15 protein-coding genes are annotated in these 14,627 nt (G+C 60.2%); 9 read left to right on the top strand and 6 right to left on the bottom strand.

All coding sequences use genetic code 11. From position 1 onward, the window contains the following. Positions 1–21 precede the first annotated feature (21 nt). From ybeY to folP, 6 genes are all read left to right on the top strand, one after another. On the top strand, positions 22–528 hold the full coding sequence (gene ybeY / locus VGG64_22250) for an rRNA maturation RNase YbeY (protein HEY1602340.1): 507 nt from the start codon (positions 22–24) through the stop codon (positions 526–528). Next, on the top strand, positions 525–1,811 hold the full coding sequence (locus VGG64_22245; GenBank protein ID HEY1602339.1) for a hemolysin family protein: 1,287 nt from the start codon (positions 525–527) through the stop codon (positions 1,809–1,811). The genes ybeY and VGG64_22245 overlap by 4 nt, the downstream gene beginning before the upstream one ends. Before the next feature lie 16 nt (positions 1,812–1,827). Then, the gene (gene recO, locus VGG64_22240) at positions 1,828–2,586 is read left to right on the top strand and encodes a DNA repair protein RecO (protein HEY1602338.1); all 759 of its coding nucleotides are present in this window, start codon (positions 1,828–1,830) and stop codon (positions 2,584–2,586) included. A gap of 148 nt (positions 2,587–2,734) precedes the next feature. Then, a complete protein-coding gene (locus VGG64_22235) occupies positions 2,735–4,120 on the top strand; it encodes a tetratricopeptide repeat protein (GenBank protein ID HEY1602337.1) in 1,386 nt (461 codons plus the stop codon). Further along, positions 4,117–4,692 (top strand): LptE family protein, encoded by a 576-nt coding sequence (locus VGG64_22230; protein ID HEY1602336.1) that lies wholly within the window; start codon positions 4,117–4,119, stop codon positions 4,690–4,692. The genes VGG64_22235 and VGG64_22230 overlap by 4 nt, the downstream gene beginning before the upstream one ends. Before the next feature lie 10 nt (positions 4,693–4,702). Beyond that, positions 4,703–5,632 carry a dihydropteroate synthase gene (gene folP / locus VGG64_22225; GenBank protein HEY1602335.1) on the top strand — a complete coding sequence of 310 codons (930 nt, stop codon included), beginning with the start codon at positions 4,703–4,705 and terminating at the stop codon, positions 5,630–5,632. A gap of 21 nt (positions 5,633–5,653) precedes the next feature. Here the strand turns inward: folP and VGG64_22220 are convergent, their stop codons facing one another. Then, on the bottom strand, positions 5,654–6,256 hold the full coding sequence (locus tag VGG64_22220) for a PEP-CTERM sorting domain-containing protein (GenBank protein HEY1602334.1): 603 nt from the start codon (positions 6,254–6,256) through the stop codon (positions 5,654–5,656). Positions 6,257–6,877: 621 nt separating this feature from the next. Between VGG64_22220 and VGG64_22215 the strand changes: the two genes are divergently transcribed. Then, positions 6,878–7,459 carry a glutathione peroxidase gene (locus tag VGG64_22215; GenBank protein HEY1602333.1) on the top strand — a complete coding sequence of 194 codons (582 nt, stop codon included), beginning with the start codon at positions 6,878–6,880 and terminating at the stop codon, positions 7,457–7,459. 178 nt (positions 7,460–7,637) lie between these two features. Here VGG64_22215 and VGG64_22210 read toward each other — a convergent pair whose 3' ends face one another. Both VGG64_22210 and VGG64_22205 read right to left on the bottom strand, forming a co-directional pair. Next, positions 7,638–8,072, bottom strand: coding sequence for a hypothetical protein (locus VGG64_22210; GenBank protein HEY1602332.1), 435 nt, complete (start codon positions 8,070–8,072; stop codon positions 7,638–7,640). 76 nt (positions 8,073–8,148) lie between these two features. Then, positions 8,149–8,490, bottom strand: coding sequence for a hypothetical protein (locus VGG64_22205; protein ID HEY1602331.1), 342 nt, complete (start codon positions 8,488–8,490; stop codon positions 8,149–8,151). A gap of 377 nt (positions 8,491–8,867) precedes the next feature. Here VGG64_22205 and VGG64_22200 point away from each other — a divergent pair, with 377 nt between their 5' ends. Next, a complete protein-coding gene (locus VGG64_22200; GenBank protein ID HEY1602330.1) occupies positions 8,868–11,021 on the top strand; it encodes a DNA topoisomerase VI subunit B in 2,154 nt (717 codons plus the stop codon). A gap of 27 nt (positions 11,022–11,048) precedes the next feature. Continuing rightward, positions 11,049–12,206: a DNA topoisomerase IV subunit A gene (locus VGG64_22195; GenBank protein HEY1602329.1), complete on the top strand. Its 1,158-nt coding sequence runs from the start codon at positions 11,049–11,051 to the stop codon at positions 12,204–12,206. A gap of 58 nt (positions 12,207–12,264) precedes the next feature. On the opposite strand, the gene VGG64_22190 is transcribed toward VGG64_22195, so the two are convergent. From VGG64_22190 to VGG64_22180, 3 genes are all read right to left on the bottom strand, one after another. Next, on the bottom strand, positions 12,265–12,606 hold the full coding sequence (locus VGG64_22190) for a P-II family nitrogen regulator (protein HEY1602328.1): 342 nt from the start codon (positions 12,604–12,606) through the stop codon (positions 12,265–12,267). Between the two features lie 107 nt (positions 12,607–12,713). Beyond that, entirely contained in the window at positions 12,714–13,100 is a 387-nt protein-coding gene (locus tag VGG64_22185; protein HEY1602327.1) for a ferredoxin, read from the bottom strand. 307 nt (positions 13,101–13,407) lie between these two features. Then, on the bottom strand, positions 13,408–14,627 hold a 1,220-nt coding region (locus tag VGG64_22180), incomplete at its 5' end, for a hypothetical protein (GenBank protein ID HEY1602326.1).

Raw genomic sequence — 14,627 nt, 5'->3', positions numbered from 1 at the left:
CACTGCTTACTTTATCGGCCCGTGATTCACATCGACGTCACCGACGAGCAGACCCGCGTGCCGATTGACGAGGAGCGCTTGCGAACGGCGATTGCCGCCGTCGTCGGTTCCGGCAGCCGGCAGCGCGCCACGATAAGCCTCGCCGTGGTCGATAACGCCACGATCCATACCTTGAACCGCCGCTACCTGGACCACGACTATCCGACGGACGTTCTCAGCTTCGTACTCGAAGACGACCAGGAGAGCCTCGGCGGCGAGATTATCGTCAGCGGCGACATGGCGGCCGACACGGCACCGCAGTATGGCTGGTCGGCCGAGGATGAACTGCTGCTCTACGTCATTCACGGGTCGCTGCACTTAATCGGCTACGACGACCACACGGCGACCGACGCCGCCCGCATGCGCATGGAAGAGACTCGCTATCTGGCCCTGTTCGGTCTGAGTCACCCGGTGCGCGACTCCGCGCCGCCGGCCGCCGACACATGCGGGAAGATGCCGCAACCGCTCGCGGAAGGATGCCTCCCGTGACCTCTGGCACCACAATCTTGTGGGCCGTCGCCAGCCTGTTGGTCGGCGGCTCTGCTGCGACCGGCGCGCGTTCGCTGCGCGGCTTATCGCGCCCCGAATTGGACGAAGCCTGCCGTCGACGAAAATGCGAGCCTCTGGCGCGAGAGATCATGCTCGGGCAGCATCGGGTGGCGCTGGGGGCCGAATGTCTGCTGTTGATCTGTCAGGCGATATTCGTTTCTGCCCTGGCCATGATTTTGTTCAGTTGGCCGGCGTTGGCTGAAAGCAGCCGATGGACACAGTTCGCGGCAGTGGCAATTTCGGCCGGGCTGCTGCTCGTCATCGCAGACGCCTGGATCCCGGCGACCGTGGCGCGGGTTTGGGGAACTACGTTTGTCATTGCGACTTGGCCCCTGTGGCGCTCAGTGAGCCACGTGCTGGCTCCGTTGGTCATCGCGGCGCAGCAGATCGAGCGACTGACGCTGAAGGCTGCAGGTCGCCGACCCACAACACACTCGGATCAAACGCTCGAAGGGGACGCCCGCGCGCTGTTGGCCGATGGCCATCGCGATGGCTTGCTGGAAGAAGACGCGCGGGAAATGATCGAGGGAGTCATCCAATTGGGCGATGCCGAAGTGGCCCAGGTAATGACCCCACGAACGTACATGCTTTCGATGCGAGCGAGCTTGTCGCTGGAAGAGGCTGTCAGGTTCGCGATTTCTTCCGGTCATACGCGGATTCCGGTGTTCGACAAGAATCGGGACGACATCATCGGCATCCTGCACATGAAGGACCTTTTGCCGGAGTTGATGAAGTCGCCGGAAAGCCGCGCGGCAAATGTCGTGGAGCTGTTGCGGCCGGCGGCATTCGTGCCCGAGTCCAAGCGGCTGGACGAATTGCTGCAAGAGTTCCAGCAGAACCGCAACCATATGGCGGTGGTCCTCGACGAGTTCGGGGGCGTATCGGGCGTGGTCACGATCGAAGACGTCCTGGAAGAAATTGTCGGCGAAATCGTCGACGAGTACGACGAGGACGACTTGGAAGTCATCAAAAGCATCGACGACCGCACGGCCGAGGCGCTCGCCCGCGTACGCATCGACGAAGTCAACGAACGGCTAGGGACTCACCTGCCAGACGATGGCGACTTTGACACCATCGGCGGCTTCGTCTTCAGCCATCTTGGTCATATCCCCGCCGTGGGTGAGACGATCACCGTTGATGACGTTCGCTTGACCGTCATCGACGTGACTCGCCGGCGAATCGAACGTGTGCGGATCGAAGTGCTCGATCCCTCCAGAGCGTGAAACAGCGTAAGCCACCATGTCTGCGGAAAAGACGCTCGCGCTGGTATTACGGGTGGTTGAGTTCAGCGAATCCAGCAGCGTAGTTACGCTATTTACCCGCGATTTCGGCAAGATACGCGGGCTGGCCAAGGGAGCCCGACGGCCCAAGGGTCCGTTCGAGTCTGCCCTTGACCTGCTGTCGTTGTGTCGGCTAGTCTTCCTCCGCAAATCGTCCGAAGCCCTCGATTTGCTGACCGAAGCCAAGCTTGAGCGGCGCTTTCGGCCGGCGAATCACGACCTGTCAAATCTGTATGCGGGCTACTACGTCGCTGAATTGCTGAACGAACTCACCGACGATTCTGATCCACAACCCGATCTCTTTGATGCCGCTGACGAAACACTCGTCGCGCTGGCGCAAAGGATTGGGCCCGTGGATGGTGTCGTTTTGCGGTGGGAAATGACGGCGCTACGAATCCTGGGTCACCAACCTGCGCTGGCGAATTGCGCAGAGTGCGGCCGACTGATCGCAGCCACGTCGCGTGTGTCGTTTGGTCAATTGGCGGGAGGAGTGTTATGCACGACGTGCCGACCTGGTAAGAGACAAATTGTTTCCGTCAGCGCGGCGGCACTGACGGCGCTGCAGAAATTGGCGGACCCTCAGAACGACGGCGGGCAAAACCAGCCGCTCGAGCGTGCGATCGCTGGCGAGCTGCGCGGCCTGATGAATCAATACATGTGCAACCTGTTGGGAAAAAAACTGCGCATGCACAGTTACCTGGCGACGAAGGCGACTTAGACGCGATGCTTATGTACCCCTTCTCCGGTGGGAGGGGTGTGGTCCGCAGAGGAGTGACAATCTGCCAGCAATGGCCCGCACGCCTCGAGCGCCTGCAACGGCGCAGGGGATTGAGAATGTACCGGTAGTAGTGGACACGGAAGTCGGCATGCACGGTGTTTTCCACAAGTACCTGACGGCACTGCTCGTGGTAGCGCTCTGCGCGCTGTGCGGATGCACCAGCACGAAGCAGATTACGTCGGTCGAGGGCCCTCTGACGCCCTACTCACCGGTTGCCGCCAATCCGGCGGCGGCCGCTGCACCTGCGACGACCACGGCCACGACACCAGGCCCGTACAACTACGATCCGGCCGATGTCGACCCTACCTTGTTGGACAAAGAGCCGCCGAAGCTGAATTGGTTTGAACGCATGACCGAGGCGACGGCGCCGAAGCGCGTGGGCGAAAAATTCAAGATTCTGTCCGGGCGCGGGCCCGACGAAGAAATCGCGCGCCACAACTACAACGAAGCCGATTTGGCGTTCCGCGAAGGCAATTACGAAGAGGCGCTCAAGCGATACAAGGTTGCCGCCGACCGCTGGCCCGATTCGCCGCTGCAGGAAGACGCTTTGTACATGATCGGCGAATCCTACTATCAACTCGATCGCTATCCGAGGGCGAGCAATTCCTATACGAAGTTGATCAAGAAATACGAGAACTCGCGCTACCTCGACATGATCGTCAAACGACGATTTGCCATCGGTCGCTATTGGGAGCAACGTGACAAGGAGAACCCGGTTTCGACGTTCAATTTCAAAGACAAGTCGATGCCCTTTTGGGATACTACTAGCAACACGGTGGCCATCTACGAAAGCATCCGCATGGACGACCCCACCGGACCATTGGCCGACGATGCCACGATGGCAACGGCCAACACCCTTTTTCTCAAGGGGCGCTGGGAAGACGCGGCGTACCATTACGACCTGATGCGGACCGAGTTTCCGCAAAGCGAATTCCAGGCTCAGGCCATTTTGCTGGGCATGCAGTCCAAGCTCCGTTCGTATCAAGGCCCGCATTACGATGCCAAGCCGCTACAGGATGCCAAGAAGCTGGGCCATCTGCTGCAAACGCAATTTGCCGCGCAAGTGCCGAACGAACGCGAAAATATTCAACAGACGCTGAGGAACATCGACGCTCAGCTTGCGGAACGTGATTGGTCGTTGGGCGAGTTCTATCACACGACGCGACATTACACGGCCGCTAAGTACTACTACAACGAAGTCGTCAAGCAATACCCACAAAGCAAGTTCGCCGATCTGGCCAAGAATCGCATCGAGGAGGTTAAAGACAAGCCGCAAGACCCGAAGAACGAAATCGAGTGGATCGCCTCCAAGTTCCGCCGTGCGCCGGTCGCGCCCGCGCCTGCGGGCAACCCCGCGGCGCCCGCCGGCTCACCACCGACGGCGCCAGACCAGCCGTTCATGGCCGGCCAACCGCCGACGACCGCACCGCAAGGACCTTCGGCCGTGGCTCGCCAGCCACAGGATCAGCGATGATTTCTCACGCCATATTGCCCCAGGATGTCGCCGCCGGCAGTAGCCGCCACAAATCGCGGCGGGCGTGGGCAGCTGTCTTGCTGTGTACGGTGGTATGCGGTTGTGCGCAATATCGTTTTGGTTCGGAATCGCTCTTCCCAAGCGATATCCAGACCATCTACGTTCCGATGTTCCAATCGGACAGCTACCGCAAGGACCTAGCCGAGCGGATTACCGAATCCGTGTGCAAGGAAATCGAGAAACGCACCAAGTACAAAGTCGTCAACAATCCCAACGCCGACAGCGTCCTCTCGGGACGGCTGCTCAACGACACCAAGCGGATCATCGTCGAGGCCCCGACGGACGAGCCGCGCGAATCCCAGATCGAATTCTTCATCGAGGTCACCTGGCTCGACCGCCAGGGCGCACTGTTGGCCCAATCGCAAAAAGTGCCGCTCCCTGGCACGGTGGCGAATCTGAACCAAACGTCCAGCGTCGTTCCGGAAGTCGGCCAGTCGATCGCCACTGGACAGCAAGACGTGATCACCCGGATCGCATATCAGGTCGTTTCCATGATGGAGACGCCGTGGTAAGCTCGGCGTGATGAACGCCGATCCTTCGCCCGTCTATCCTGGCCAAATTCCCGGCCGCGCCCGAAGCTGGCGATTGAAGTCACGGATGCTCGGCTTACCGCTGCGTCCGCTGGTGATGGGCATCGTCAATGTAACGCCCGATAGCTTCTCGGACGGCGGACAGTTTCTCGCGACGAGCGCCGCAGTCGACCATGCTTTGCAATTGGCTGCCGACGGAGCGGACCTGCTCGACATGGGCGGCGAGAGCTCGCGCCCTTATGCCGCACCGATCGACGCGCGCGAAGAGCTGCGGCGCGTGCTGCCCGTCGTGAGCGCCGTGGCAGAAGCGACGAGCGTCCCTGTGTCGATCGATACCTGGAAGGCGCTTGTGGCGCGCGAGTCATTGGCGGCCGGCGCCGAAATCGTCAACGACATTACGGCGTTAACAGGCGATCCGGACATGGTGCCGCTGGCGTTGGAGACCGGCGCCGGGATTTGCGCCATGCACATGCGCGGCACTCCGCAAACCATGCAGGATGATCCGCGCTACGACGATGTCGTGGCCGAAGTCAGGGCCTACCTGCGCACGCGGCGCGACGCACTGGTCGCGGCCGGCATCGACGCCGCACGAATTGCCGTCGATCCCGGCATTGGGTTTGGCAAGACCGACACGCACAGCCTGGCATTGCTGGCCGCCTGTGGAAGCCTGCACACGCTCGGGCAGCCGGTGTTAGTCGGCCATTCGCGTAAGGGCTTTATTGGCAAGATTATTGGCGACAAGCAAGCCGACCGCACGGCCGGAACCATCGGCGTGGCGCTCTCTTTAGCCCGCCAGGGCGTGCAGGTCGTTCGCGTTCACAATGTGGCTGCCGTTCGCCAGGCATTGCTGCTGTTCGAAGCCTCCGGCGGTCTTGATGGCCAGCCCGGACAGATACCTGCGACTTCCGGCATCGCAGGTTGACGCCGTTCGCCACGATTCTCGTTAGCGCCGACGGCGACGCGCGAGTAGCGCGAGCCCACCGAGTGCGGCCAACACGACCGCCGCAGGCTCGGGAACCGGAGTGCCGTAAATTAGCGACGTAATTTGGATCATGCCTGGGCTAAATCCGTCGCCGGCCAGGATCGTGATGTTGAGGTCGGGTAAGGTCCCCACCTCGCCGGTATGCGTCAGCACGCCGTCTTGGTAAAGCCGAACTGCGCCGTCAGCATCTTTCTCAAGCCGAAGCGCATAAAAGACGTCGGGAACGTAAGAATCGTCCGCCAACTGTTGAGAGTTCGTCAGTTGGCTTCCATAGATCTCGAACTGGGGAATGAATCCTTCGTTTCCGATGTACAGCTGGTCGAACACTTCGTGCAGCCGAAAACGCATTCCCTCCAGCACGGCCACCTGAACCTGCAAGAAGAACGAATCCGATGGTAGCGGCGTGTCATAGGTCAGGTAGCTCTGGTCGTCGGCAATCGAAGTATTCTGCAGGATTCCACCGGCGCCGGACCACGTCGCCGGTCCGTGAACCGTAAAGCCGTTCAGGTCGTTGCCGTTGTAAAGCTGCAATGTTGTCGCGGTGGCATCGGCGTCGATGCACATCAGGGCGCACAAGCAGAAAATAAGATTGCGGTACGGCACAATATCCCCATGTCTTGGCAAATTCGGGCGCCTGTCGCAGCGGCCCGCGCGCGTCGACAGTCATTAATCAGGCACGCAACCAAAGCAAAAGAAATGGCCAAGCTGGTTGCCCAGCGGCACCCTGCACGAATCGCGATATGCGAAGGAGTGAGTAGCGTGCTCGGAGTTAGGCCGTCCCAATTACCGTTACGGCACGAGAGCAAGGAAAGCCGCCTGGAAGCTATGGTAAGCACCTTGTTACCAGAGCACAAGAAAAAGGACATAGCACGCGGGCGGTCCTTTTTGTGAAAACGAAGCGGGACTAAACGGCAATTTCACACGTCTCGGGATCGGTCTCGCAGGGTATCGTGCGGATGGTGGCGTTTGCTGGCCAAACCCCCGGCGGGGGGTTACACTCATAACGCCCTCGGGGATTGGGAAGTTTTTCGTCTGGCGAATCCCGATTCCGTTGGGCTGCGTATATGTTCAATGCGTTGCCCGGCGCGGCCGCTAGTCGGCCACTTGGCAGACAGTTTCCCCGCTCCGCGAACCGGTCGCGGACGTATTCCCGCCTGTTCAACCTAACAAGGAGAGAATCTCACCATGCCTCGAACGATTGCTTTGTCGGCGGCCCTGCTGGTTGCTTTTGCGATTGTTGTCGCGCCGGCCGGCCAGGTCCAAGGAGTAGAAAAAGTGGCACCCGCCCTCGACTTTCAGATGAAGAGCCTGGACGGCAAGCCCGTCGACCTGTCGAAGTATCAGGGCAAGGTCGTGCTGATCGTCAACGTGGCCAGCAAGTGCGGCCTTACCCCTCAGTACACCAGCTTGGAAAAATTGCACGAGAAGTACGCCGACAAGGGTCTGGCGATTCTCGGCTTTCCCGCCAATGAATTCGCCGGGCAAGAGCCTGGTACGGATACCGAGATTTCGGAATTCTGCACGACCAAGTACGGCGTGAAGTTCGACATGTTCTCCAAGGTCGTGGTCAAGGGAGACGGTCAGTGCCCGCTGTACAAGTTCCTGACGTCGGCGCAGACCGATCCAAACTTCGCAGGGGACATTAAGTGGAACTTCGAAAAGTTCCTGCTCGACCGCGACGGGAACGTCGTCAATCGGTTCGCGCCCAAGATCTCGCCAGACGCGGCGGAAGTCGTACAGGCGATCGAAGCCGCCTTGGCGAAGTGATCGCAGGCGGCATGATCGCCGATTCCTTGCACCAAGAAACGGCGAGGGAAATCAGATCGTGCGGCTCTTAGGAGTCCGCCGTCAAAAAACACAGGGCGGCCCGACCGGGGAATATTGGTCGGGTCGCCCTGTTTCGTCCGAGGCGGGATGATCTGGGCAGGCGTTCGGGTCTTGGTGATTACCAGGGACCGCGAACGTAGTAGACGCCAAACTGGTCGGTGGAATTTGGCCAGATCGGTGTCGGTAGGAAGGCAGCTCCGCCACCTGCGCCCGGGCCTGGATAACTACGCCCGAATTGGTGGCTAATCGGTACGACTTGGGTGTTGCCTACACCCCAAGCCCATTTGGTCTGGTATCCGGCATTCGGCGGACATACGAGCGGCACCGGTCCGCCCCAAGCCACGTCATAGTAGTTGCCATGCCAGTTGGTTTGGCTCGCGCGGTAGGCTGCGTATGCCTGGCAACACAAGCAGCATGGCGGCTTGCCACACGATGGCGCTCCGCAGCAATACCTGCCTTGGCAGCCGTACGGATGAATGGCAACAGCGATCGAAGCAGGCAATAGTGCGTTAGTCGCCAGGACTAACGCCAACAACGTGCAATATCGGGTCATGGGTCAATGGAATCCTTTCCACTCTCCTTCCCGCCGCGCGGCACGGTCGGGCAAGGAGCTTCTACCGCCGCAAAAGTTACCACCAGCAAACCTTGGTCTTCGTGGCGCCACAGTCGGTGACGTTGTAGCGAGCATAGACCCGGCAATGCTTGTACATGAACTCGTGCGGCAGCAGGGGCTGGTACGTGATGTAGGTGTGTCCCACGAACGGAGGCGTAGGACGGGGGGAGACGTACAACTGGGCGGGCTGTCCGCCGTTCACACTGGGCCCGGCATAGTAGTTGTAAAACAAGTCGTAGCGCGGACGGGGTGCGAGCAGGCCGTCCGAGGCCGACGTCGCTGTGCCATCAATCGCGCCGGCCAGTGTGATCACAGCCGCGGCCAAAAGCAGACGGGTACGCGAGGCGGGAAGATACATGGGCGGGTAGCTCCTTCCTGGGGTCACAGGTAGGCGTCGTATCGAATGCCGGCGGACGCGGGAATGACCACCAGGCGACGGGCCGAAGGTTGCAGTGCCGCAAGGCGTGCCACTCGTTCAACCCAACAACAATCTCGGCCGCGCGCGCATTTCTGGGTTAGTCTTTGTATGCGGGATTTCGCAATCGACGGAAGTCTGCGGCTGGTAAGGACAAACCTGCCTGGGACTGACCCCCGACAACCGGTATAATCGCTACCGTCAAGCCAGTCCGGAAACCCGAAATCCGGCACGATCGACACAGGCCGGAAAGTCTCCGGCACCGGCCCATCTTCCCACACGTTCAGTCCCGCGCACGGCGGAGGTCAGTGTTGGCACGCGTGAAGACCAGATCATCCTCTGAAGCCCCTCCCTCGAACGGCGAAGCCGGCGTCTCCGAGACGTCTGATGACTTGGCCGAGACCAATGGTCACGCTGCCGAGGCACCCACGTCGAACGGCCGCGCGGCCAAACCGGCCGGAGGGCGCCGCCGGGCCACGGCCGAGTCGATGGCCGCCAGCCAGCGCGATATCTCGGTGAGCGAGTTCTTCGCCAAGAATCGGCATCTGCTGGGTTTCGACAACCCCCGCAAAGCCCTGCTCACTACGGTCAAAGAGGCCGTGGATAACTCGCTGGATGCCTGCGAAGAAGCCGGCATCCTGCCCGAGGTTTGGGTCCATATCGAGCAAACCGGCCCCACGCGATTCAAGGTCGGCATTCAGGACAACGGGCCGGGTATTTTGAAGGCGCAGATCGCCAATATTTTCGGCAAGCTGCTGTACGGCTCGAAGTTTCATCGCCTCCGCATGAGCCGCGGCCAGCAAGGCATTGGCATTAGTGCCGCCGGCATGTACGGCGTGCTGACCACCGGTAAGCCGGTGAAGATCATCTCGAAGGTTTCTCAGCGCAAGCCGGCCCACTATTTCGAGATTCAGATCGATACCAAGAAGAACAAGCCCGAGATTCTCAACGGCAAGGGCGAAGGTGTCGACATTCCGCCTGGCGAGACCGGCAAGAAGGTCATCGAGAAGCACGGCATCGAGTGGATCGAGCAGGACAACGGCACGCGGGTCACGATCGAGCTCGAGGCTCGCTACACGCGCGGCCGCGGCAGCGTTGACGATTACCTGGAACAGACGGCCATCTCGAACCCGCACGCGACGCTGCATTACCTCGACCCTGAAGGGCAGTCGCACGATTATGTACGTTCGTCCGAAGCGCTGCCGGTCGAGCCGAAAGAGATCAAGCCGCATCCCTATGGCATCGAGCTGGGGATGCTGGGCACGATGCTCAAGGACACAAAGGTGCCCACGCTGTCGCAATTTCTGACTGGCAGCTTTTCGCGCGTCAGTTCCAGCGTGGCGCGCAAGATTTGCGAAACAGCCAAGGTGTCTGTCCGCGCGCATCCCCACAAGATCGGCCGGCACGAATCCGATTCGCTCTTCCAGGCGATCCAGCAAACAAAAATCAGCGCGCCGGCGACGGATTGTTTGTCGCCGATCGGCGAAGACCGGCTGTTGAAGGGGCTGCACCACGTGGTGCCAGCCGAGTTCTATGTGGCCTTTACTCGCCCACCGGCGGTGTACCGCGGCAACCCGTTTCAGATCGAAGTCGGTCTGGCCTATGGCGGCGCGTCTACCGCCCAAAAGGTGCCGCTGGAAACGCTCACGGAGCTATTGGCCGAAAGCGACGCCCGCACGCTACGACAGTTTCTGATCAACACGTTCAGTGGCTTTGGCGCCGATGCGGCCGATCGCACGCTGGCCGAGGCCGGACTGGGAACGCGTGTCACGCCGGGCAAACTCAAAGCCAAGGACATTGCCCACCTGCACGAGACATTGCGCAGCGTGAACGTCGAAGACGGCCAGACCATGAACGTGCTGCGTTACGCAAATCGCGTCCCGTTACAATTTCAGCCGGCAGCCTGCGCCATTACGCAGTCAATTTTGCAAATGAACTGGCGAAGTTATGGGCTGAGTCAGTCGCGCGGCTCGCTCCCATCGGGCCCTGTGACGGTGATGATTCACATGGCCAGCGTATGGGTTCCTTTTACGAGCGAGTCGAAAGAGGCCGTGGCCGGCTATCCCGAAATTCAGAAAGAGCTGCGGCTGGCGCTGCAATCCGTCGGCCGCAAGCTTGGCATGTACATGCGCCGGCGCCTGCGGGTAAAGCAAGAGGGCGAGCGCCGCAACATTTTCCTCCGTTATCTGGGCGAGGTCGCCCAGGCTGTCGAAACGATTAACGGCGCGGACAAACAGACCCTTTACGAACAACTGGTGGCCGTGGCGAAGAAGAAAACCGCCGAGGCCGACGTAACGCTCGACGAGCGCGGTAAGGCGGTTGTCGAGGACCAGGAAGAAGATTTCGGCGCGAACGTGCTGATCGTAGAACCGAAGGGACTGACGGCTGGCGCCACGCCGGCCGCACCGCCAGCCGCCGCAGCTCCGGCCGACGGCCCTGCCGCTGCGTCTGACAAACCGAAGAAACGCAAATAACCCCTTTGCCCTAACGCATCCATCAATATGGCCAAACGCCCCGCTCGCCGCACCGCCGGCGCTACGACCACCGCCAAGTCGGTATCACTGAACGAGCGCGACAAGAAGACCATGGGCCAACTGGTTGGCATGGCAGACGTCGTCGCCCAGAGTGCCGAGCGCAAACGCGATCCGCATCTCGATATCCCGGCTCGCGCGCTGTCGAACGTCAGGTACAACAAGAGCAAGCGATTCCTCGAGATGGGTTCGAACACGAACCGCCGCCAGCTGTTCAACCTGTCGCAGGCCAAGGCCTACATGCAGACCATGCTCGTGGCCAGCGGCTGTAAGCAGCTGATTGACCAGGGCAAGACCACCAGCCTGCGAGGTTTGTTTTACCTCAATAAGCATACGATCGAAGGAGTCAAGGAAGAGACGTTTGACGAGCAGTCCGAGTCGGACACGATCATCGAAGACGTGGAAGTGGCGATCGACGCGTTACGCGAGGAGTTGCACCTGTACGCCGAGAAGCGTGGTGACATGGTCGGCCCGATCACGCTCATCGATAAGGGCGACGAGATCGATTGCTCGCGAATGGGCTCTGGCGGCTACAGTATCCCGTCGATCGTCGAGCCGGAGGTGATCCAGTTCAAGAAGTGCGAGGCCAAGTTCATCCTGCACGTCGAAAAGGGAACGGTCTGGCAACGCTTCAACGAAGACAAGTTCTGGAAAAAGCACAATTGCCTGCTCACACATGGTGCCGGTCAGCCTACGCGAGGGGTGCGACGGATGCTCTACCGGCTGCACAACGAGCTGAAACTTCCCATCTATTGCCTGCTGGATAACGACCCCTGGGGGTATTACATCTACAGCGTGCTCAAGCAGGGCTCGATCAACCTGGCCTTCGAGTCGAAGCGGATGGCGATCCCCGACGCCCGCTACTTGGGTCTGCGGTCGATCGACTTCGAGCGCTGTCAACTATCGAACAGCGTAAAGATCAATCTGAACGACAATGACAGAAAACGGGCCAAGCAAATCGCCGAGTATCCTTGGTTTGCGAACAAGAAGTCCTGGCAAAAAGAGATCGGCCGGATGCTGGACAATGGCTTCAAGCTGGAAGTCGAGTCGTTGATCTCGAAGAACATCAGCTATGTCTCTGAGGAGTACGTGCCGGCGCGCCTCGCCGATCAGGATTGGCTGGACTGAGGCGCAGTGCGAGTTCAGCTGAACACTGAACCGCCATCGACAGGCTCGGCACGCGTCGTCACTTTCTCTTCGTGCTGGCCTTGCCAATATCGATTACTCGCTCGCAGGCCACGGCAGGAAGGACGAAGATCTTGCCGTCCCCCATGCGCCCGGTGCGGGCGACTTCGACGATCCGTCGTGTGATTTCTTCGACACGCGCGTCGTCGACCCACAAATGGATTTCGACCTTGGGAAGAAACGCGAGCGAGTACTCGCTGCCGGCGTATTGGTCGAGATAGTTCTTCTGCCGCCCGTAGCCTTTCACCTCGCGGACGCTGACGGCTTCGAGCGGTGCCCGCTTGAGCCCTTCCAGCACCTTCTCGACGAGATAGGGCTTAACGATGGCGACGACTTGCTTCACATGTCACCTGGCTTCACGGTTCATCCAGCGTCACAGGCTCACCTGATTCCAGCACGTCGTCGCCGGCGGCACGGCGCGAGTCCCCGTAACGCCCAGCGGCAATTCGCTCAAGCAAAGAAGCTGTCGCCGGTCAGATTCAGGGGCGGACGGGTCACCACATCCATGTCTCCCATCACCTTGGTACGGCAAGCCAGACGCATGGTATCCTCATTGCCGATGAAGGCAAACAGGGCTGGCGAGAGGGGGTTGTACTTGCAGGTAATCGTTTCTACCAGGCCCATCGGGCTGGCGTTCTGGGCCCCCTTGGTAATCAACACGCGGCAGGTGCCGCAGTGGCCGAAGCCGTGGCAATTGATGACCTCGTTGATTTTCGCCCCGTAACCGTTGAGCCCGCCGTAGAGCTTGATTCCAGCCTTCATCGCTTCGGCGCGAAGGTTGGCTCCCTCGGGCATCTGAACTTGCTTTTTTTCGTTGACGAAGTTGACGATTGGCATCCCAAGATCCTGGTCGAAAGTGGTTCTTCCGGCACCGCCTGCTGCCACGCGGGGTGGTTGGTTCGCAGGGCCGTCGACATGGCGACCCGCATTTGCCACCCGTGGTGTTGATACTCTAGCGTACCGCGGTCTAGCTGGAAACTACAGGGGGCCGTCGGCCCGGAGAGAGTTGTTGTTGCCGAAACAAAATAAAAACGGCACCGGTCTCCCGCAGGAAACCGGTGCCGTAACGTTTTTCAACCTATTCGCCCGACCCTTGGCGAGTTCGGACGACCGATGGCTACTTTCTCCCTTGCGGGGCCAAAAGCTAGAACGCGCCCAAACCACCTTGCGCGGCGACCAACTTGGCTGCCGAGCCGATGATCTTGAGAATGCCTTCTTCGGCCTCGAGGCGGTACAGGTATCCATTCTTGATCGGCTGGGCCGTCAATTGGATCTTGTCCTTGCCCCCATCTTTCAGGCCGGCTGCCATCGCACCCAAAATCGGATTGGCACCCTGTTCCTGCGAGAAGAACTTCAGCACGGGCGCCAATGCCACGGTCATCTCGAAGGGCTTGGAAGTCGTCTCCGTAACGCCTTCCGACTTGTCGATGACCTTCTTGATCGTTTCGAGACCCTTGGCGCCGATGGCCAGAAACGCACTTTGCTTACCGACACCCACGGTGATGATGGCCTTGTTGCCGATCAGGCTCTTGATCAACGCGGTGTTCTCGTCGCCGTCGTTCGGCACGTCAACTGTCAAAGTGTGGAAAGTGATGCCTTTGTGCTTATCAGCATTCAGCTTCAGGGCGTCTTGAGGAAAGCTCGAGTCGCTCTTGGCCAAGTCAGCCAGCTTCTTGACAACGCCATCCAAGCGGGCGCCGTCCGAGATCAGGCCACCGGCGGCTAGCGTGAACGGGCCATCGCCGACGACGACAGCGCCGCCGTTGAAAATGCCTTGCTTGACGGTGTCTTGCAGCACGTCCATCAGCTGACCGACGACGTCCTTGACGGTGCTTTTGATCTGCTCGTTGCCGAGTTCTTGGTCATCCAGTTGCGACATGACCTGGGTCCGCAAAGAGCCAAGCATCGCCAGCGACTGGTCGGTATTCTCGGGCGCCGACTTGCTGTTGATGTGCAAGTTCGCCACCGAGTCCGGCATGAGGAAACCGGCAAACTTCGAGGGAGGAGCCGGCAGCGCCACGAACTGCTTGGCGGTGGGTGTTCCCTCGGCAGCGGTCATCGACAGGTCTAGATAGGTGCGCCGGGCGGCCTCGTCGATCGACAGACCAACGGTGACCTCGTCCAACTCGTTGAGCGTGGTGACCAGCGTGTCCAACTGTTGCTGTGTGGTCTTCGAGCGCTGCTCGTACTGCTCGTCGCTCTCACCGGGCGCTTGCTCGAGGCTACCTTCGACGCCCATCTTGATCTGATCGATCGCCAGCTGACGGAACACCTCGGGGATGTTCTGCACCGACAGGCGGATGGCGATGTCGTATTCCTTATCCAGCCCGCCGAGAATCTTCACCGGATCCTTGGGCAGGTTGG

The sequence above is a fragment of the Pirellulales bacterium genome, from assembly GCA_036490175.1.
Taxonomy (GTDB): domain Bacteria; phylum Planctomycetota; class Planctomycetia; order Pirellulales; family JACPPG01; genus JACPPG01.
This window is presented reverse-complemented; position numbering and strand designations above follow the sequence as displayed.

Excerpts from the sequence above, each read along its gene's own strand:
- VGG64_22235 (HEY1602337.1), top strand. The coding sequence starts at position 2,735 with ATGCACGGTGTTTTCCACAAGTACCTGACGGCACTGCTCGTGGTAGCG.
- VGG64_22210 (HEY1602332.1), bottom strand. The coding sequence starts at position 8,072 with ATGACCCGATATTGCACGTTGTTGGCGTTAGTCCTGGCGACTAACGCA.
- VGG64_22220 (HEY1602334.1), bottom strand. The coding sequence starts at position 6,256 with ATGTGCATCGACGCCGATGCCACCGCGACAACATTGCAGCTTTACAAC.
- VGG64_22185 (HEY1602327.1), bottom strand. The coding sequence starts at position 13,100 with ATGCCAATCGTCAACTTCGTCAACGAAAAAAAGCAAGTTCAGATGCCC.
- VGG64_22215 (HEY1602333.1), top strand. The coding sequence starts at position 6,878 with ATGCCTCGAACGATTGCTTTGTCGGCGGCCCTGCTGGTTGCTTTTGCG.
- recO (HEY1602338.1), top strand. The coding sequence starts at position 1,828 with ATGTCTGCGGAAAAGACGCTCGCGCTGGTATTACGGGTGGTTGAGTTC.
- VGG64_22230 (HEY1602336.1), top strand. The coding sequence starts at position 4,117 with ATGATTTCTCACGCCATATTGCCCCAGGATGTCGCCGCCGGCAGTAGC.
- folP (HEY1602335.1), top strand. The coding sequence starts at position 4,703 with ATGAACGCCGATCCTTCGCCCGTCTATCCTGGCCAAATTCCCGGCCGC.
- VGG64_22205 (HEY1602331.1), bottom strand. The coding sequence starts at position 8,490 with ATGTATCTTCCCGCCTCGCGTACCCGTCTGCTTTTGGCCGCGGCTGTG.
- VGG64_22195 (HEY1602329.1), top strand. The coding sequence starts at position 11,049 with ATGGCCAAACGCCCCGCTCGCCGCACCGCCGGCGCTACGACCACCGCC.